Origin of the sequence: Roseococcus sp. SYP-B2431 (assembly GCF_004336745.1) — a bacterium.
Taxonomy (GTDB): Bacteria; Pseudomonadota; Alphaproteobacteria; order Acetobacterales; family Acetobacteraceae; genus Roseococcus.
Genome location: NZ_SJXD01000025.1, coordinates 148,985 through 164,509, shown reverse-complemented (window position 1 = coordinate 164,509; position 15,525 = coordinate 148,985). Strand labels below are relative to the sequence as shown.

At 71.2% G+C, this 15,525-nt stretch carries 11 protein-coding genes; 6 read left to right on the top strand and 5 right to left on the bottom strand.

All coding sequences use genetic code 11. The annotated features are described in order from the left end of the window. Nucleotides 1-10: 10 nt before the first annotated feature. Both EJV46_RS12055 and EJV46_RS12050 read right to left on the bottom strand, forming a co-directional pair. Nucleotides 11-1,396: a bifunctional serine/threonine-protein kinase/universal stress protein gene (locus EJV46_RS12055; protein ID WP_131548902.1), complete on the bottom strand. Its 1,386-nt coding sequence runs from the start codon at nt 1,394-1,396 to the stop codon at nt 11-13. Then, nucleotides 1,393-2,133: a metallophosphoesterase gene (locus EJV46_RS12050; RefSeq protein ID WP_131548901.1), complete on the bottom strand. Its 741-nt coding sequence runs from the start codon at nt 2,131-2,133 to the stop codon at nt 1,393-1,395. Before EJV46_RS12050 ends, EJV46_RS12055 begins: the two co-directional genes overlap by 4 nt. A gap of 143 nt (nt 2,134-2,276) precedes the next feature. Between EJV46_RS12050 and EJV46_RS12045 the strand changes: the two genes are divergently transcribed. The 4 genes from EJV46_RS12045 to EJV46_RS12030 all read left to right on the top strand — a co-directional run bounded on the left by EJV46_RS12045 (nt 2,277) and on the right by EJV46_RS12030 (nt 8,647). Next, on the top strand, nt 2,277-3,230 hold the full coding sequence (locus EJV46_RS12045; protein ID WP_131548900.1) for a 2-hydroxyacid dehydrogenase: 954 nt from the start codon (nt 2,277-2,279) through the stop codon (nt 3,228-3,230). 111 nt (nt 3,231-3,341) lie between these two features. Beyond that, the gene (locus EJV46_RS12040) at nt 3,342-3,950 is read left to right on the top strand and encodes a hypothetical protein (protein ID WP_131548899.1); all 609 of its coding nucleotides are present in this window, start codon (nt 3,342-3,344) and stop codon (nt 3,948-3,950) included. A gap of 334 nt (nt 3,951-4,284) precedes the next feature. Then, on the top strand, nt 4,285-7,464 hold the full coding sequence (locus EJV46_RS12035; protein WP_131548898.1) for an efflux RND transporter permease subunit: 3,180 nt from the start codon (nt 4,285-4,287) through the stop codon (nt 7,462-7,464). Beyond that, a complete protein-coding gene (locus EJV46_RS12030) occupies nt 7,457-8,647 on the top strand; it encodes an efflux RND transporter periplasmic adaptor subunit (protein ID WP_131548897.1) in 1,191 nt (396 codons plus the stop codon). The genes EJV46_RS12035 and EJV46_RS12030 overlap by 8 nt, the downstream gene beginning before the upstream one ends. 139 nt (nt 8,648-8,786) lie before the next feature. Here the strand turns inward: EJV46_RS12030 and EJV46_RS12025 are convergent, their stop codons facing one another. Both EJV46_RS12025 and EJV46_RS12020 read right to left on the bottom strand, forming a co-directional pair. Next, entirely contained in the window at nt 8,787-9,839 is a 1,053-nt protein-coding gene (locus EJV46_RS12025) for an ROK family protein (RefSeq protein WP_131548896.1), read from the bottom strand. A 66-nt stretch (nt 9,840-9,905) separates the two neighbouring features. Then, the gene (locus tag EJV46_RS12020) at nt 9,906-10,913 is read right to left on the bottom strand and encodes an MBL fold metallo-hydrolase (RefSeq protein ID WP_131548895.1); all 1,008 of its coding nucleotides are present in this window, start codon (nt 10,911-10,913) and stop codon (nt 9,906-9,908) included. Nucleotides 10,914-11,010: 97 nt separating this feature from the next. Between EJV46_RS12020 and EJV46_RS12015 the strand changes: the two genes are divergently transcribed. Together EJV46_RS12015 and hrpB are read left to right on the top strand one after the other, a co-directional pair. Then, nucleotides 11,011-12,018 carry a zinc-binding alcohol dehydrogenase family protein gene (locus EJV46_RS12015; RefSeq protein ID WP_131548894.1) on the top strand — a complete coding sequence of 336 codons (1,008 nt, stop codon included), beginning with the start codon at nt 11,011-11,013 and terminating at the stop codon, nt 12,016-12,018. A gap of 31 nt (nt 12,019-12,049) precedes the next feature. Next, nucleotides 12,050-14,503 (top strand): ATP-dependent helicase HrpB, encoded by a 2,454-nt coding sequence (hrpB, locus tag EJV46_RS12010; RefSeq protein WP_240782526.1) that lies wholly within the window; start codon nt 12,050-12,052, stop codon nt 14,501-14,503. A gap of 6 nt (nt 14,504-14,509) precedes the next feature. Here hrpB and EJV46_RS12005 read toward each other — a convergent pair whose 3' ends face one another. Then, the gene (locus EJV46_RS12005) at nt 14,510-15,493 is read right to left on the bottom strand and encodes a tripartite tricarboxylate transporter substrate binding protein (RefSeq protein ID WP_131548893.1); all 984 of its coding nucleotides are present in this window, start codon (nt 15,491-15,493) and stop codon (nt 14,510-14,512) included. Nucleotides 15,494-15,525 lie beyond the last annotated feature (32 nt).

The window sequence follows — 15,525 nt, the reverse complement described above, 5'->3', positions numbered from 1 at the left end:
CGCCGGCGCCTCAGAACTCGCGAACCCGCACGATCGTCACCGAGCAGGGCGCATCCCGCGCCACCTCGGCCGGGATGCTGCCCAGCACGCGCTGCGTGATCCCGCCCGCCTTGGCGCCCAGGATCAGATGGTCTACCCGGTTCTGCGAGGCGTATTCCAGGATGGCGCCGCCCGCGCTCACCGCCTCCAGCACGTGATGCGTCAGGCGGTATTCCGGCAGGGCCAGCGGCGCGGACCAGTGACGCAGCTCCAGCAGCCGCTGCACGTGCTTGTTGCGGCCCTCGCGGTCGAGGGTGTTGTCGGGCCGCAGCAGGTTGGTGCGCAGCACGTTGAGGCAGGCCACCCGCGCATTCGGCCGGATGGCCAGCAGGCGCGCCACCATGTCCAGCAGCGCCGCGGACATCTCCTTCGACATGTCGTCGAGGTCCAGCGCCACGGCGACGATGGGGGCGTCGCGCTGCGGCAGGGCGGCCGCCTTGCGGCGGAGCTGCGGCTGGAAATCCGGGTGGAAGCGTCGCTGGATGCGCTTCGACCAGGGATCGCGTCGCAGCTTCTCCGCCCGGGGCCCGAGCGCCACCGCCTCCGGGTTCCGCAGGTCGAAGGCGAGCTGGGCGGCGCTGGCGGGGCGGCGCTCCGGCGCGGGCTCCAGGCAGCGCAGGATCACCTCCTGCAGCCAGGGCGGGCATTCCGGCGCGAGCGCGCGGGGCGGCACCGGGTCCGACCAGATGCGCTCCTTCAGCTCCGCCATGCGCTGCGGGTCGCCGAAGGGCCGCCGCCCGGTGACGAAGAAGTACATCAGCACGCCCAGCGCGAAGAGATCCGAGGCCGGGTCGCCGCGGATGCCCATGATCTGCTCGGGCGCCATATAGGGCGCGGTCCCGTAGGGCAGCCGGAACTCCTCCTCCATCAGGTCCGGCAGCATTGCGGCGCGGGAGAGGCCGAAATCCACCAGCACCATCGGCCCGTCCTCGGTCCCGCGGCGAAGGATGTTCGAGGGCTTCACGTCCAAATGGACCACGCCCTGGCGGTGCAGCCCGTCCAGCGCATCGGCCGTCGCGGCGGCCAGCGCCGCGACCTCGTCCGCCCCCCGGGGCAGGCGTTTCAGCATGGGCAGCAGCGAACCGCCGCCGATGCGCTCCATGACGATCCAGGGCGTCGGCTCATGCCCGGTGCCGTAGCACTTCGGGACATGCGGGCCGGTGAGGCGGGGCAGGATCATCTGCTCCATCTCGAAGCTGACGATGGCCGCCGGGTCCTCGCCCTCGGCGAGCTTGGGCATCTTCATCAGCAGCGGGCCGGGATGGTCCGGATGCGTGACCTCGCGCAGCACCGCCATGCCGCCGCGATGCACCACGGGCCCCAGCGTGAACCCGGCAATGAGCACCGGCGCGTTCATGTCCCGGTGAAGAGCCTCTCGGCTAGGAATTCCGGCAGCCCGGCCGCGCGAATCTTCTGGGCGGCCGTGGCGATGTCGTAGGGAACGCGCATCCAGGCGCATTCGCTGGCGCCGGTGTCGAGCAAGCCGTAGCAGGCGGCGGGATTGCCATCGCGCGGCTGACCCACGGCGCCCATCACCGCGAGCCAGCGCCGCGGCTGCAGCAGCGGCAGCATGAGGTCCGGGGCCGGCCGGTGCGCGACCAGCTTCTCCGTCGCGGTCAGCCCGAACAGCGCCGGGCTGTGCGTGTGGCCGCAGAAGGTGAGGCGCGCCTCCGTCGCCTCCAGGCTGACGCGCGCGGCCGTGGCATCGGTCACGTAGATCCAGCGTTCCGGGTCGGAGCCCTCGGAATGGACGTAGAGCCGATCCTCCTCCTCATGGCTGATGGGCAGGCCTGCCAGGAAGTCGCGCGCATCGGGCGTCAGCTGCGTCGAGGTCCAGCGGATGGCCGCCGCCGCCAGCTTGGAGAAGTTGTGCGGCCCCGTCAGCGCGGCCTCGTCATGATTGCCCCGCAGCACGATGGCGCCGCCGGCCGCCAGCTCCCGCACGCGCGCCGTCACCTCGACGGGATTGGCGCCATAGCCCACCAGGTCGCCCAGGAAGACCAGGCGCCCGGCCCCCTGCGCGGCCGCATGGGCCAGGCAAGCGTCCAGGGCTTCGAGATTGGCATGGATATCCGCCAGAAGGGCGATCCGCATGGGTCGTTGCTCACCTGCTTGCCGCGTAGCCGGGCGATGATGCGCCAAGCCGCCCTGCCGTGCACCCCCGCGGACGCCTGGCCCGCCTCGACACCCTTCCCGCGGTGCCGCAAAATTGTTCCGCCCGCGCTGGAACCCGATTCATGTCCATTCCCCTCCTCGTCCAGATCCCCCTGGACCCCATCCGGCTTGCCCGCATCACCGAGGCCGGCTTCGAGATCCACCTCGCCCCCACCCCGGAGGAACGGGCCGAGATGATCCCGAAGCTCGCCCCGGTCCTGCGGGCCGTGCTGACCAATGGCGCCACCGGCCTGACCGCCGAGGCCATCGCCGCCCTGCCCAAGCTCGAGATCATCTGCTGCGTCGGCGTCGGCCACGAGAACGTGGACCTGCGTGCCGCCAAGGCCCGCGGCATCAAGGTCACGAACGGGCCCGCCACCAACGACGTGACGGTCGCCGACCACACCTGGGCGCTCATCCTCTCCGTCGCCCGCAACATCCCTGCGGCGGACGCCGCCGCGCGCCGGGGCGAATGGATGCAGTCGCGCGGGCCGCGGCCGCTGGTTTCCGGCAAGCGGCTGGGCATCCTCGGCCTGGGCAATATCGGCCGGCAGATCGCCGAGCGCGGCGAGCGCGGCTTCGGCATGCAGGTCGCCTACCACAACCGCGCGCCGAAGCCGGAGAGTCCCTATGCCTATATGCCGAGCCTGAAGGCGCTGGCCGAATGGTCGGACTTCCTGGTGATCGCGGCCCCCGGCGGAGCCGGGACGCGCCATCTGGTGAATGCCGCAATCCTCGATGCGCTCGGGCCGAAGGGCTTCCTCATCAACATCGGCCGGGGCAGCGTCGTGGACACGGAGGCGCTGATCGCGGCGCTTGCGGAGGACCGCATCGCCGGCGCCGCGATCGACGTTGTGGACGGCGAACCCGAGGTGCCTCCGGCGCTGGCGGCCCTGCGCAACATCATCATCACGCCGCATATCGGCGGACGCTCGCCCGAGGCGATGATGGCCACCGCCAGCCTCGTGGCCGCCAACCTGACCGCCCATTTCGCCGGCGAGCCCGTGAAGACGCCGGTGCCCATGCCGGCGGACTGAACTTCCCGCCGGATGACGATTTTCCAACTGGCGAGCCCCCCTCCCTGACGATAGCCTTCGGCCGTCCCAAGTGAACGACGCGGAAACCCATCCGCGCATAGGAGGCTCGCCTTGTCGAACCCATCCCGCCGCGTCACGCTGGGCCTTGGCCTGGCCGCCATGGCCGCCGCGCCCGCCTTCGCGCAGTCCCGCCCGGTCCGCATCCGCGGCACCATCCTCGAGCTGGAGGGGAATGCGCTGGGCGTCACGACGCGCGGCGGGGAGCGCGTCATCGTCAACCTCGCCGCCGACGCCACCGTCGCGGCCCTGCGCCGCGTGGCCCTGGCCGAGATCACGCCCGGCACCGCGGTCGGCATCGTCGCCGAGCCCGGCCCGGACGGCGAGCTCCGCGCCACCGCCATCACCGTCCTCCCGCCCGGCATGCGCATCACCGAGCTGCAGAACGCCTGGGACACCGGGGCCAACGCCTCCATGAACAACGGCCCGGTCGAGGCCGCCGTCGACAGCGGCTCGGGCCGCGACCTGACGCTGAGCATCCTGGGCCGCCGCGTGCTGGTCCGCGTGCCGGCGGAGACGCCGTTGCTCATGCCCATCCCGGCCGCGCGGACGGACCTCGTGCCCAACGCCACCGTCTTCATCAACGCCACGCGCGGCGAGGATGGCCGTCTCTCGGCGAACCGGGTGACGGTCAGCAAGGACGGCGTCGCGCCCGTCATTTAGGACAGGCGGGGCCGGCTGCCTGAACAACAATCCAGGCCATCGCACGCCGGGCTGAACATCCTTCAGGCACAGCGGAAGAATCCCGCCGCTTCCTTCCGCACCGAAGGGACGGACGGAAGCCGCCGGGCCGCATCGCCATTTTACGGACGCTGGCGATCTTGATAGGGTTTCGCCGGCTGCCCGAGGCAGCTGCAGCGACGACTGTCGGAGGTCAATGGAGGGTGAAACGCCGGGCTCGGATCTGCTTGCCCCCAATGACTGACCGGTCGCTCACTGCCACCGATCTCTCGGGAGCGGCCGGCATCGGGCCGCAGCGGCGCGTGCCCGCGCCCGCATGATCGCCCTCGTCCGCATCGCGCTCTCGCGGCCCTATACCTTCGTCGTGATGGCGGTGATGATCGTGATCGGCGGCGTTCTCGCCGCCATCCGCACCCCGGCCGACATCTTCCCGAACATCCCGGTCCCCGTTGTCGCCGTCTCCTGGACCTTCAACGGCCTCTCCGCCGAGGACATGTCGGGGCGCATCCTCACCCCCTACCAGCGCTCGCTGACGACGACGGTCAACGACATCGAGCATATCGAGGCGCATGCGCTGCCGGGCATGGGCATCGTGAAGGTCTTCTTCCAGCCGGGCGCCGACGTCCGGCTGGCCAATGCCCAGATCACCGCCATCTCGCAGACGCTGCTGCGGCAGCTGCCGCCGGGCAGCACGCCGCCGCTCATCATCAACTACAATGCTTCCACCGTGCCGATCCTGCAGATCGCGCTTGCCGGCCAGGGGCTGAGCGAGCAGCAGCTCTTCGACCTCGGCGTCAATTTCATCCGTCCGCAGCTGGTGACGGTGCCGGGGGCCGCGATGCCCTTCCCCTTCGGCGGGCGGACGCGGCAGATCCAGATCGACATCGACCCCACGGCGCTGCGCTCGAAGGGGCTCTCGGCCCAGGACCTCGCCAATGCCATCGCGGCGCAAACCCAGCTGACGCCGGGCGGCTTCGTCAAGATCGGCGAATACCAGTTCAGCCTCACCCTCAACAACGCGCCCGGCACGGTGAGCGAGCTCTCGGCCCTACCGATCCGCACGGTCAACGGCGCGACCATCACCGTGGGCGACGTGGCCAATGTGCGCGACGGCGCGGCCCCGCAGCAGAACGTGGTGCATGTGGACGGGCAGCGCTCCGTGCTGCTGACCGTGCTGAAGAACGGCGTGGCCTCCACCATCGACATCGTCGACGGCATCCTGGCGATCCTGCCGACGCTGCGGCCGAGCCTGCCGGCCCAACTCAGCGTCACGCCGCTCAACGACCAGTCGCTCTTCGTGAAGGCCGCCGTCTCGGCCGTGGTGGTCGAGGGCGCTCTGGCGGCCGGGCTGACCTCGCTGATGATCCTGCTCTTCCTCGGCTCCTGGCGCTCGACGGTCATCATCGCGACCTCGATCCCGCTGGCCGTGCTGGCCGCGGTCTTCCTGCTGGCCGCCTTCGGACAGACGCTCAACGTCATGACGCTGGGCGGGCTCGCGCTCGCCATCGGCATCCTGGTGGACGACGCGACCGTCACCATCGAGAACATCAACTGGCACCTGGAGCAGGGCAAGGACGTCCGCACCGCCATCATGGACGGCGCGCGGCAGATCGTGGTGCCGGCCTTCGTCTCCCTGCTGTGCATCTGCATCGTCTTCGTGCCGATGTTCTTCCTGCCGGGCGTCTCGGGCTTCCTCTTCGTGCCGATGGCGCTCTCGGTCATCTTCGCGATGTTCGCCTCCTTCATCCTGTCGCGCACCCTGGTGCCGACCATGGCGATGTATCTGCTGCGGCCGCATGCCGGCGGGCATGGCCACGCGCCGGCGCCCACGCATCTGCCCGGGCGTCTCCAGCGCGCCTTCGAGCGTTGGTTCGAGGGGGTGCGGATGGCCTATGGACGCCTGCTGCGCCTCGCTCTCACGGCGCGGCGCGCGACCGTCGCGGTCTTTCTCATCTTCTCGCTGGGCAGCATGGCGCTGGTGCCGGTCCTAGGCCGGAACTTCTTCCCCGAGGTGGACAGCGGCGTTATCGCGCTGCACGCCCGCGCGCCCTCCGGCACCCGCATCGAGGAGACCTCGGCTCTCTTCGACCGCGTCCAGGCGGAGATCCGCCAGCTGATCCCGCCCGAGGAGATCCGCACCATCGTCGACAACATCGGCGCCTCGGCCAGCGGCATCAACATGATCTACAACGCCACGGGCACCATCGGCCCGATGGACGGCGACATCATCATCAGCCTCCGCAAGGGCGGCACGCCGACGGCGGAGCATGTGCGCCGCCTGCGCCTCGAACTGCCGCGGCTCTTCCCGACCATGACCTTCTCGGTCCTGCCGGCGGACATCACCAGCCAGATCCTGAACTTCGGCGCGCCCTCGCCGATCGACGTGCAGGTGACCGGCTCGAGCATCGCCGAGAACCAGGCCCATGCGCAGCGCATCCTGCGCGCCATCCGCGGCATCGACGGGCTGGTGGATGCGCGCATCCAGCAGCCCGCCAGCAGCCCCTCCATGCGCTTCATGGCCGACCGCACGCGCATCAACGCCATGGGGCTCGACACGCGCGACGTGACCACCTCGCTCGCGGGCTCGGTCGCGGGCTCGCTGCAAACGGCGCCCGTCTATTGGCTGAACCCCAATAACGGCGTCACCTATCCGGTCGTCGCCCAGACCCCGGAATATCTGGTGGACACGATGGAGGAGCTGGAAGCCCTCCCCGTCACCGGCCCCCGCTCGCCCGAGCCGCAAAGCCTTGGCGCCCTGGGCGAGCTGGTGCGCGTGAACGCCCAAGCCGTCGTCTCGCAATACAACATCCGCCCGATGGTGAACGTCTACGCCGCGACGCAGGGGCGCGACCTCGGCGCCGTGGCGCGCGACGTGGAGCGCGTGATCCAGGCCCTCGATGCCGAGAAACCTCCCACCGTGCAGGTCACGCTGCGCGGCCAGTACCAGACCATGAACGTGGCCTTCAGGGGCATGGGCTTCGGCCTGCTGGGCGCGGTCGTGCTCATCTATCTGATCGTCGTCATCAACTTCCAGTCCTGGTCGGATCCCTTCGTGGTCGTGTCCGCCCTGCCCTCGGCCCTGGCGGGCATCGCCTGGATGCTCTTCGTGACGGGCACGCCCCTTTCCGTGCCGGCGCTGACGGGCGCGATCATGTGCATGGGCGTCGCCACCGCGAATTCCATCCTGGTGATCAGCTTCGCCCGCGAGAAGCTCGCCGAACTGGGCGATGCGCGGGAGGCCGCCTTCGAGGCCGGGATCACGCGCTTCCGCCCGGTGCTGATGACCGCGCTGGCGATGATCATCGGCATGGCGCCCATGGCCTTCGCCCTCGGCGAGGGCGGCGAGCAGAACGCGCCGCTCGGCCGCGCCGTGATCGGCGGCCTCATCGTCGCCACCTGCGCCTCGCTCGTCTTCGTTCCCACCGTCTTCGCCATGATCCACGGCCGCCGCACGGTGCCCCGTGTCGCCCGCCCGGAAGGTGTCGCCCATGCCTGAAGCCCCCGTTCCCGAAGCGACCACCCAGGGTGCCGCGGCCTCTTCAGGCATGGCGAGCCCACGCCGGGTCGGGCTCTATCTCCTGCTCGGCGCGGCCGGGCTGGGTGGGGTTCTCTGGGCCACCCTCTCCTCCCGGCTGGAGGCGCAGGAGAAGCTGCGCGAGGTCACGGCGGCCGCCACGGTCCCGAGCGTGAGCGTGGTGCGGCCGACCGAGGTCGGCACCCGCCCGCTCACCCTGCCCGGCCGGCTGGTCGCCTGGGCCGAGGCGCCCGTCCATGCGCGCACCAGCGGCTTTCTCCAGCGCCGGCTCGTCGATATCGGCGACGTGGTCACGGCGGGGCAGCTCCTGGCCGTGATCGATGCGCCGGAGGTCGAGCAGCAGCTGGTCGCCGCGACGGCCGCGCTGGCCACCGTGCGCGCCCAGCGTGACCTCTCCGCCCGCACGGCGCAGCGCTGGACCGAGCTGGGGGCGCGCAGCGTCGTCTCGCAGCAGGCGACCGACGAGCGCCGCGGCGACCTCGCCGCGCGCTCGGCCCAGCTGAACCAGGCGGAGGCCGAGGTGAACCGGCTGCGCGCGCTCACGGGCTTCACCCAGGTGGTGGCGCCCTTCGACGGCACGATCACCAGCCGCGGCACGGATGTCGGCGCGCTGATCAACGCCGGCGCCACGAGCTCGGTGGCGCTGTTCACCGTCACCGATAGCCGGCGGCTGCGCCTCTATGTCCGCGTGCCGCAGGCCTATGCCGCCGCCATCGGGCCCGGCGTCACGGCGCGCTTCACCGTGCCCGAGCATGGCGACCGGAGCTTCACGGCCGAGCTGACGCGCAGCGCGGATTCGGTGGACGTGCCATCAGGCTCGATGCTGGTGCAGCTCACCGTGGACAACGCCGAGGACCTGCTGACGCCCGGCGCCTATGCGCAGGTGCGTCTCGAGCTGCCGGCGGTCGCCGGGACGGCTCAGGTCCGCATCCCGGCCAGCGCGCTGATCTTCCGCGCCACCGGCACCTCCGTCGCCGTGGTGGACGACCAGGGGAAGGTCGAGGTGAAGCCCATCAGCATCGCGCGCGACCTCGGCTCGGAGCTCGACATCAGCTCGGGCCTGGAGCGGAGCGAATGGGTGATCAACGGCCCGTCCGACGCCATCCGCAGCGGCGACATGGTGCGGCCGAACCGGCCGAACTGAGGGGCTGACCCGGCCTGGCGGAGGGCCAGCCGGCTCCAGGTGACGCCGCGCCCGAAGGCGCCGCCAGGTCTTCGATGGCCAGGACGGAGGCAACGCCTTGAGCCTCCGCCGCCGCGCGCCGGAATGCCTCACGCGGCCCTCACCCCCGGTTCGTGAACCGCGCATTCCCCAGCCCCGTCCCGATCGTCAGCACGCCCCAGCGCTCGACGTCCTGCATGTTCGGTATCTCGCTCAGCCCCTGCACCACCGCGTCGTTATGCATCAGCACCGCCGTCGCGTGGCCGTCGATCTCGGGCAGGTGCTCCGCCAGCGCCCGCGGCAGGTTGAAGCGGCTGCTTTCCCAGTTGCCCGGCAGGTTCTGCCCGCCGCGGTCGATGGAGCCGTCCTCCTCGATGATCCCCGGGCAGGCGATGCCGATGAAGGGCGCCAGCGCGCGCTTCTCCGACTTCGCCAGCGCGACCATCTTCGTCAGCATCCCGGCCATCCGCTTGACCGCCGCCTCCCGGCTCGGCTCCTCGTCGGCATGGGTCCAGACCTCGAGCCCGGCGACCCTGGCCGCGGAAAGGTCCTTCTTCTTCATGTTCAGCTCGACCAGCCCCACGCGGATGTTCGTGCCGCCGATATCCACCGCCAGCAGGCTGTCGTGCCCGGCGAAGATCCAGCTCGGCGCCAGATGCGCCGCGCCGATCAGCGCCGCCTCATCGGGCGCGTGGGTGATCGGCAGCAGCTCCACGCCCAGGGCTTCCGCCTTGAGCAGCAGTGAGGCGCGGGCGATGGCGAGCTGCCCCACCCGGCTGCCGCTCATCCCGCCGCCGACGGTGATGCGCTGGGTGTCCTTCCAGCCCTTGAGCTTGAGGAAGCGCCGTGTGACGCCGGCCAGCTCCTGCGCGAACTCCTCGATCACGCCATGGACCAGCGCGGCGGCCTCCGGACGCTCGTCCTGCAGCAGCTTCTCCAGCTTGCGCTTCGAGATATCCTCGGTGGCCCCCTCGCCCAGCGGATCGTCGTCGCCGAGGTCGCGCAGGCGGTCTCGCCACTCGTCGAGGATGGCCCAGAAGGCGCGCTTGCTGGCGCGGTCGCCCAGGAAGCCGTCCTTGTCGCGCAGCTCGGCATTGTAGGCATCGACGGTGACGCTGGTGAGCGTGGCGGCGCCGTGACCGGCGACGGGCGGCGCGGCGGCCTGTTCAGACATGGTGCAGCGGATTTCCCCTCATGATGAGCGGTGGAACGCGGCCGGACCGCTTCCGGTTGACCGCCCCTACGAGAACTGCGCCGGCCGCGGCGCGTAGAGATAGCCTTCGCCGTCCTTCACGACGCGCCCGAACCCCGGCCAGGGGACATGCACCCCGCCGATCAGCAGCCGCTCGGTCGAGACCATGTCCAGCGTGCGCAGCCGGCTCTGCACGCCCATCGCGCCGTCCACGTCCACGCCGACGCGCCAGCGCGGCCGCGCGAGCTGGATCAGCATCTGGTGCGCGATGTCGCCCCAGATCAGGATGCTCTCGTTCTGGCTGGTCACGCGATAGCTGACATGGCCGGGGGTATGGCCGGGCGCCGGATCCATGAAGACGCCGGGGATGACCTCCAGCCCCTCGCGCATTTCGGTGGTGCGGATGCGGTCGCCATAGGGGCGAATGGCGCGGCGGGCGGCCTCGATGAAGCGCTGGCCCTGCGGCACGCGGCTCTCCATGCCCGGGTCGGTCCAGAACTGGTGGTCAATCTGCGTCAGCACGATCTCGGCATTCGGGAAATTGCGCGTGGTGCCGTCGTAGCTGAGGCCCAGCGCGTGCTCCGGGTGGATGTGGGTCAGGAGGACCGTGTCCACCTGCTCGGGCGAATAGCCGCTGGCTCGCAGCGCATCCAGCGCGCCGCCGGTGGTGGGGATGAAGCTGGAATGCCCGCCGCAATCGATCATGGCCAGGTTGCGCCCCGTGTTCAGCACATAGGCGCCGACCGGCTGGTGCAGCCCCTGCGGGATCGCGAAGGCCTTCTCCCGCAACGGGGCGATCTCCTCCGGCCTCGCATCCGGGAAGAATCCGCGGATGCCCTCGTTGGTGCCGCCCATGCCGCCGTCGAGCAGCGTGGTGACCTCGACGTCGCCGACCTTGATGCGGTGGAAGCGCGGCGGGTTGCCGCCTCGCTGCGGCGGCACGGCCCGCGGCGCGTCGGCCTGGGCAGGGAGGGGGACAGATGCGGGCACAGCGGCTAAGGTCGAGGCGGCCAGCAAGGTGGCACGGCGGGCGAAGGACGGCGTATTCCCGGACATGGTGAACCTCCCGTTGCGGCAGGTTCACACTAGGGATTGCGCCGGGCGCTGTCAGCCATATCCATTGGTGCAGACCGTCCAACCCGGGGAGCCCAACATGAAGGCCGTCGCCTATACCCACTGCCATCCCGTGACCCATGAGGACGCGCTGGAGGACATCGTCGTCCGCGACCCGTCGGAGCCCCGGGGGCACGACCTGCTCGTCGAGGTCCGCGCCGTCTCGGTGAACCCGGTGGACGCCAAGCAGCGCGCCGGCGCCGACCCGGCCGGCGAGCCGCGCATCCTGGGCTTCGACGCTGCGGGTGTGATCGTCGCCCGGGGCCCCGACGCGCATATCTTCGGCAATGGCGAGGAGGTCTTCTACGCAGGCGCCATCAACCGGCCGGGCAGCAACGCGCAGTTCCAGCTGGTGGACGAGCGCATCGTCGGCCGCAAGCCGAGGACGCTGGGCTTCGCCGAGGCCGCCTCCATGCCCCTCACCGCCATCACCGCCTGGGAGGCGCTGTTCGACCGGCTGCGCATCGCGCGCGGGGCAGCCGGCGGGGCCCTGCTCGTCATCGGCGGGGCGGGCGGCGTGGGGTCCATGGCGATCCAGCTCGCGCGGCGGCTGACGAAGCTGACCGTGGTGACCACCGCCTCGCGGCCCGAGACCCGCGCCTGGTGCGAGGAGCTCGGCGCGCATCACGTGCTCGACCATTCGGGGGATCTGGCCGCGCAGGCCAAGTCGCTCGGCCTCGGCTTTCCCTGGATCTTCTCGGCCACGCAGACGGTGAAGCACTGGCGCGCGATCTGCGAGATGGTGGCGCCGCAGGGCGCGGTCTGCGCGATCGACGACTTCATGAGCATCGATATCGGCCGGCTGAAGTCGAAGGCGGCGAGCTTCCATTGGGAGGCCATGTTCGCCCGCGCCATCTACGGAACGCCCGACCTGATCGCGCAGCACCATCTGCTGAACGAGCTGGCGGACCTGGTGGATGCCGGCACCATCCGTCATGCGATGAAGAGGCATCTCGGCCGGATCGTTGCGGCGAACCTGCTGGAAGGCCATGCGCTGGTCGAGAGCGGGGCGATGATCGGCAAGGCCGTCGCGGAAGGCTGGGACTAGGGTATCGCTGTCGGAGGCGGTATCGGGGGGCGTGACCGACGCCCTCGAACGAGCCCTGATCGACCTTCCCGTCCGGGAGGCCCTGCCCGCCCTGCGCGAGGCGTTGCGGGCCGGCAGCAATGCCGTGCTCGTCGCGCCGCCCGGCGCCGGCAAGACGACGCTCGTTCCCCTGACGCTGCGCGACGAGCCCTGGGCCGCGGGCGGGAAGCTGCTGGTGCTGGAACCACGGCGCGTCGCGGCCCGCGCGGCCGCGCGGCGGATGGCCTCGCTGCTGGGCGAGCAGCCGGGCGGCACCATCGGCCTGTCCACGCGGCTCGATCGCGCGGTGTCGAAGGACACGCGCGTGGAGGTCATCACGGAGGGGCTGCTGGTGCGGCGCCTCCAGTCCGATCCGGGGCTGGAGGGCGTGGCCGCCGTGCTCTTCGACGAGGCGCATGAGCGGCATCTCGACACGGATCTCGGCCTCGCTCTCTGCCTCGACCTCCAGCGCGGGCTGCGGCCCGAGCTGCGGCTGCTCGCCATGTCCGCCACGCTGGATGGCGGCCTCTTCACCAAGCTGCTCGACGCGACGCTGATCGAGAGCCTGGGCCGTGCCCATCCCGTCCGCATCGAGCACACGAAGCGCGACGTGACCGAGCTGCGCGACCTGCCCGAGGCCATGGCCACCGCCATCCGCGGCGTCATGGCGCGCGAGGAGGGCGACGTGCTGGCCTTCCTCCCCGGCTGGGGCGAGATCCGCCGGACCGCCGAGCGCCTCTCCGGCCTCGATGCCGACGTGCTGCCCCTGCATGGCGAGCTCTCGCCCACCGAGCAGGACAAGGCGCTCAGCATCGGGGCGCGCCGCCGCGTGGTGCTGGCGACCAGCATTGCCGAGACCTCGCTGACCGTCCCCGGCGTGCGGATCGTGGTGGATGGCGGCTTCCGTCGCACGCCGCGCCTCGACGGCGCCACCGGCCTCACGCGCCTCGTCACCGTCCGCATCAGCCGCGCTGCCGCCGAGCAGCGCGCCGGCCGCGCGGGCCGCACCGAACCCGGCGTCGCCGTGCGCCTCTGGAGCGAGGCCGTCCATCGCGGCATGCCCTTGCAGGACCGCCCCGAGATGCTGGAGGCCGAGCTTTCCGGCCTGGTGCTCGACTGCGCTTCCTGGGGCGCCGATCCGGGCGCCCTCGCCTTCCTCGATCCGCCGCCCGAGGGGCAGCTCGCCGCCGCCCGCGCCCTGCTGAAGAACCTCGACGCGCTGGACGAGCAGGGCCGCATCACCACCATGGGCAAGTGCATGGCGCGCATGGGCACGCATCCGCGCCTCGCCCGCATGATGTGCGCCGTGGAGAACGAGGGCGAAGCCGCGCTCGCCGCCGACCTCGCCGCCCTGCTGGAGGAGCGCGACCCCTTGCGCGGCCGGGAACCGCCGGCCGACATCACGCTCCGCCTCGACGTGCTGCACGGCCATGCGCATTCGGAGAGCGACGCCGTCGCCATCCGCGCCATCCGCCGGGCCGCCGCGCTGCATCGCCGCCGCCTCGGCGTGCATGGCAACGAGCGGCCGGAGGGCGATGCCGGCGCGCTGCTGGCCGCGGGCTTCCCGGACCGCATCGCGCTCAAGCGCGGCACGATGGACGGCGCCTTCCGCATGGCCTCGGGCCAGGGCGCGCGCATCTCGGTGGCCGATCCGCTGGCCAAGCAGATTCTGCTCGCCGTGGCCGACCTGGAGCTGAAGGGCACCGAGGCGCGTATCCGCATGGCCGCGCCCCTCTCGCGCGCCGTGCTGGAGGCGCGCTTCCCCGAGCGCTTCCACACGGTCGAGGGCGCGAGTTTCGACGCCCGCGCCGGGGCCGTGCTGGCGCGCCGCCGCGTGATGTTCGGCCCCCTGGTCCTGGAGGAATCGCCGTTGGCCGGCGTCGATCCCTCGCTGATGGCCGAGGCGCTGGCCGAGGCCGCCGCCGGACGCGCCTTCCGCGACCTCGACTGGAGCGAAGCCGCGAAGCAGCTCCGCGCCCGCATCGCCCGCATGCACGCGCTGGAGGGCGCGCCCTGGCCGGATGTGTCCGACGCGGCGCTGGCCGCGACGGCCAGGGACTGGCTGGCGCCCTATTGCTCCGGGATGACGAAGCTTTCGGAATTGAAATCCCTGAATGCCGGCCAGATGCTGCTGCCGCACGACCTGCGCCGGAAGCTCGACGCGGCCCTGCCCGCCCGCATCGACCTGCCCCAGGGCCGCAGCGCCGCGGTCGACTATACCGGCGAGATCCCCACTCTGGAGGCACGCGCGCAGCACCTCTACGGCATGCGCGCCATGCCGCCGCTCGCGGACGGGCGCATCCGGCTGCAGGTGGCGCTACTCTCGCCTGCCGGCCGGCCGGTCGCCATCACGGCCGATCTCGCCGGGTTCTGGAAGGCGGGCTGGGCCGATGTCCGCAAGGACATGCGCGGCCGCTACCCCAAGCATGACTGGCCGGAGAGGCCGGATGAGGGCCCGGCCCGGTAAGGCTGCTCAGCTCTCGACGCGGAGGTTGAGTTCCTGGGCGATCTCCGTCCACTCGCGCAGCTTGGCCGTGACGAAGCTGCCGAATTCGTCCGGCCCCAGATAGGAGGGCACGGTGTCGATGCGCAGCAGGCGCTCATGCGTCACCGGCGCTTCCGCCGCCTTGCGGAAGGCGGCGGCCAGCCGCTCGACGATGGGCCTCGGCGTGCGCGCCGGGGCCATCAGGCCGGAGAAGCCGTCGAAGATGAAGCGCCGCGAATAGCCGAGCTCCACCAGCGTCGGAACCTCCGGCAAGGAGGGCGAGCGCTGCGCCCCGCTGCATGCCAGCGGTCGGACGCGGCGCGCGCGCACCATCTCGCCGGCCGCCGCCATGCTGTGGAAACCGCCATCGACGGTACCGGCCAGGATGTCCTGCAGCATCGGCGCCTCGCCGCGATAGGCGACCTGGGTGGCGTTCAGCCGCAACTCCCGCGCCAGGATGAGGCCGAAGGCATGGCCGGTGGAGCCGGGCGCGTAATTGGCGATGGAGACCTCCCGCCCTTGCGACCAGGCGACGAACTCGGCCAGCGTCGTCACCGAGGCCGGTACCTTCGGCCCTACCACGAAATTGACCGCCGTGGTGCCGAGCCGCCCGATCGGCGCGAAATCCGCCACCGGATCATAGGGGAAGCGGTTCATCACGACGGGGCTCTGGATATGCGTGGTGATGGTGAAGAGCAGCTGGTAGCCGTCCGGCGGAACCTTGGACGCGTATTCCGTGCCGACCATGCCGCCGGCACCGCCTCTGTTGTCGATGATGATGGGCTGGCCCAGCTCGGCCTGCATCGGCTCTGCCGCAATGCGGGCCCAGGTGTCTGTGCCGCCCCCCGCCGGGAAGGGCACGATGAAGCGGATGGGGCGATCGGGATATCCGGCGGCGCCCTGGGCGCGCGCAAGGCCGGGAGTGGCCAGGATCGTGGACGCGCCCAGGCCGAGCGCATGGCGTCTTAGCATTCGTTTCCCCCTACGCGTTGTTTCGTACGCGT

Coding starts and splice junctions, on each gene's coding strand:
- EJV46_RS12055 (WP_131548902.1), bottom strand. CDS start 1,396: ATGAACGCGCCGGTGCTCATTGCCGGGTTCACGCTGGGGCCCGTGGTG.
- EJV46_RS12050 (WP_131548901.1), bottom strand. CDS start 2,133: ATGCGGATCGCCCTTCTGGCGGATATCCATGCCAATCTCGAAGCCCTG.
- EJV46_RS12045 (WP_131548900.1), top strand. CDS start 2,277: ATGTCCATTCCCCTCCTCGTCCAGATCCCCCTGGACCCCATCCGGCTT.
- EJV46_RS12035 (WP_131548898.1), top strand. CDS start 4,285: ATGATCGCCCTCGTCCGCATCGCGCTCTCGCGGCCCTATACCTTCGTC.
- EJV46_RS12030 (WP_131548897.1), top strand. CDS start 7,457: ATGCCTGAAGCCCCCGTTCCCGAAGCGACCACCCAGGGTGCCGCGGCC.
- EJV46_RS12025 (WP_131548896.1), bottom strand. CDS start 9,839: ATGTCTGAACAGGCCGCCGCGCCGCCCGTCGCCGGTCACGGCGCCGCC.
- EJV46_RS12020 (WP_131548895.1), bottom strand. CDS start 10,913: ATGTCCGGGAATACGCCGTCCTTCGCCCGCCGTGCCACCTTGCTGGCC.
- EJV46_RS12015 (WP_131548894.1), top strand. CDS start 11,011: ATGAAGGCCGTCGCCTATACCCACTGCCATCCCGTGACCCATGAGGAC.
- EJV46_RS12005 (WP_131548893.1), bottom strand. CDS start 15,493: ATGCTAAGACGCCATGCGCTCGGCCTGGGCGCGTCCACGATCCTGGCC.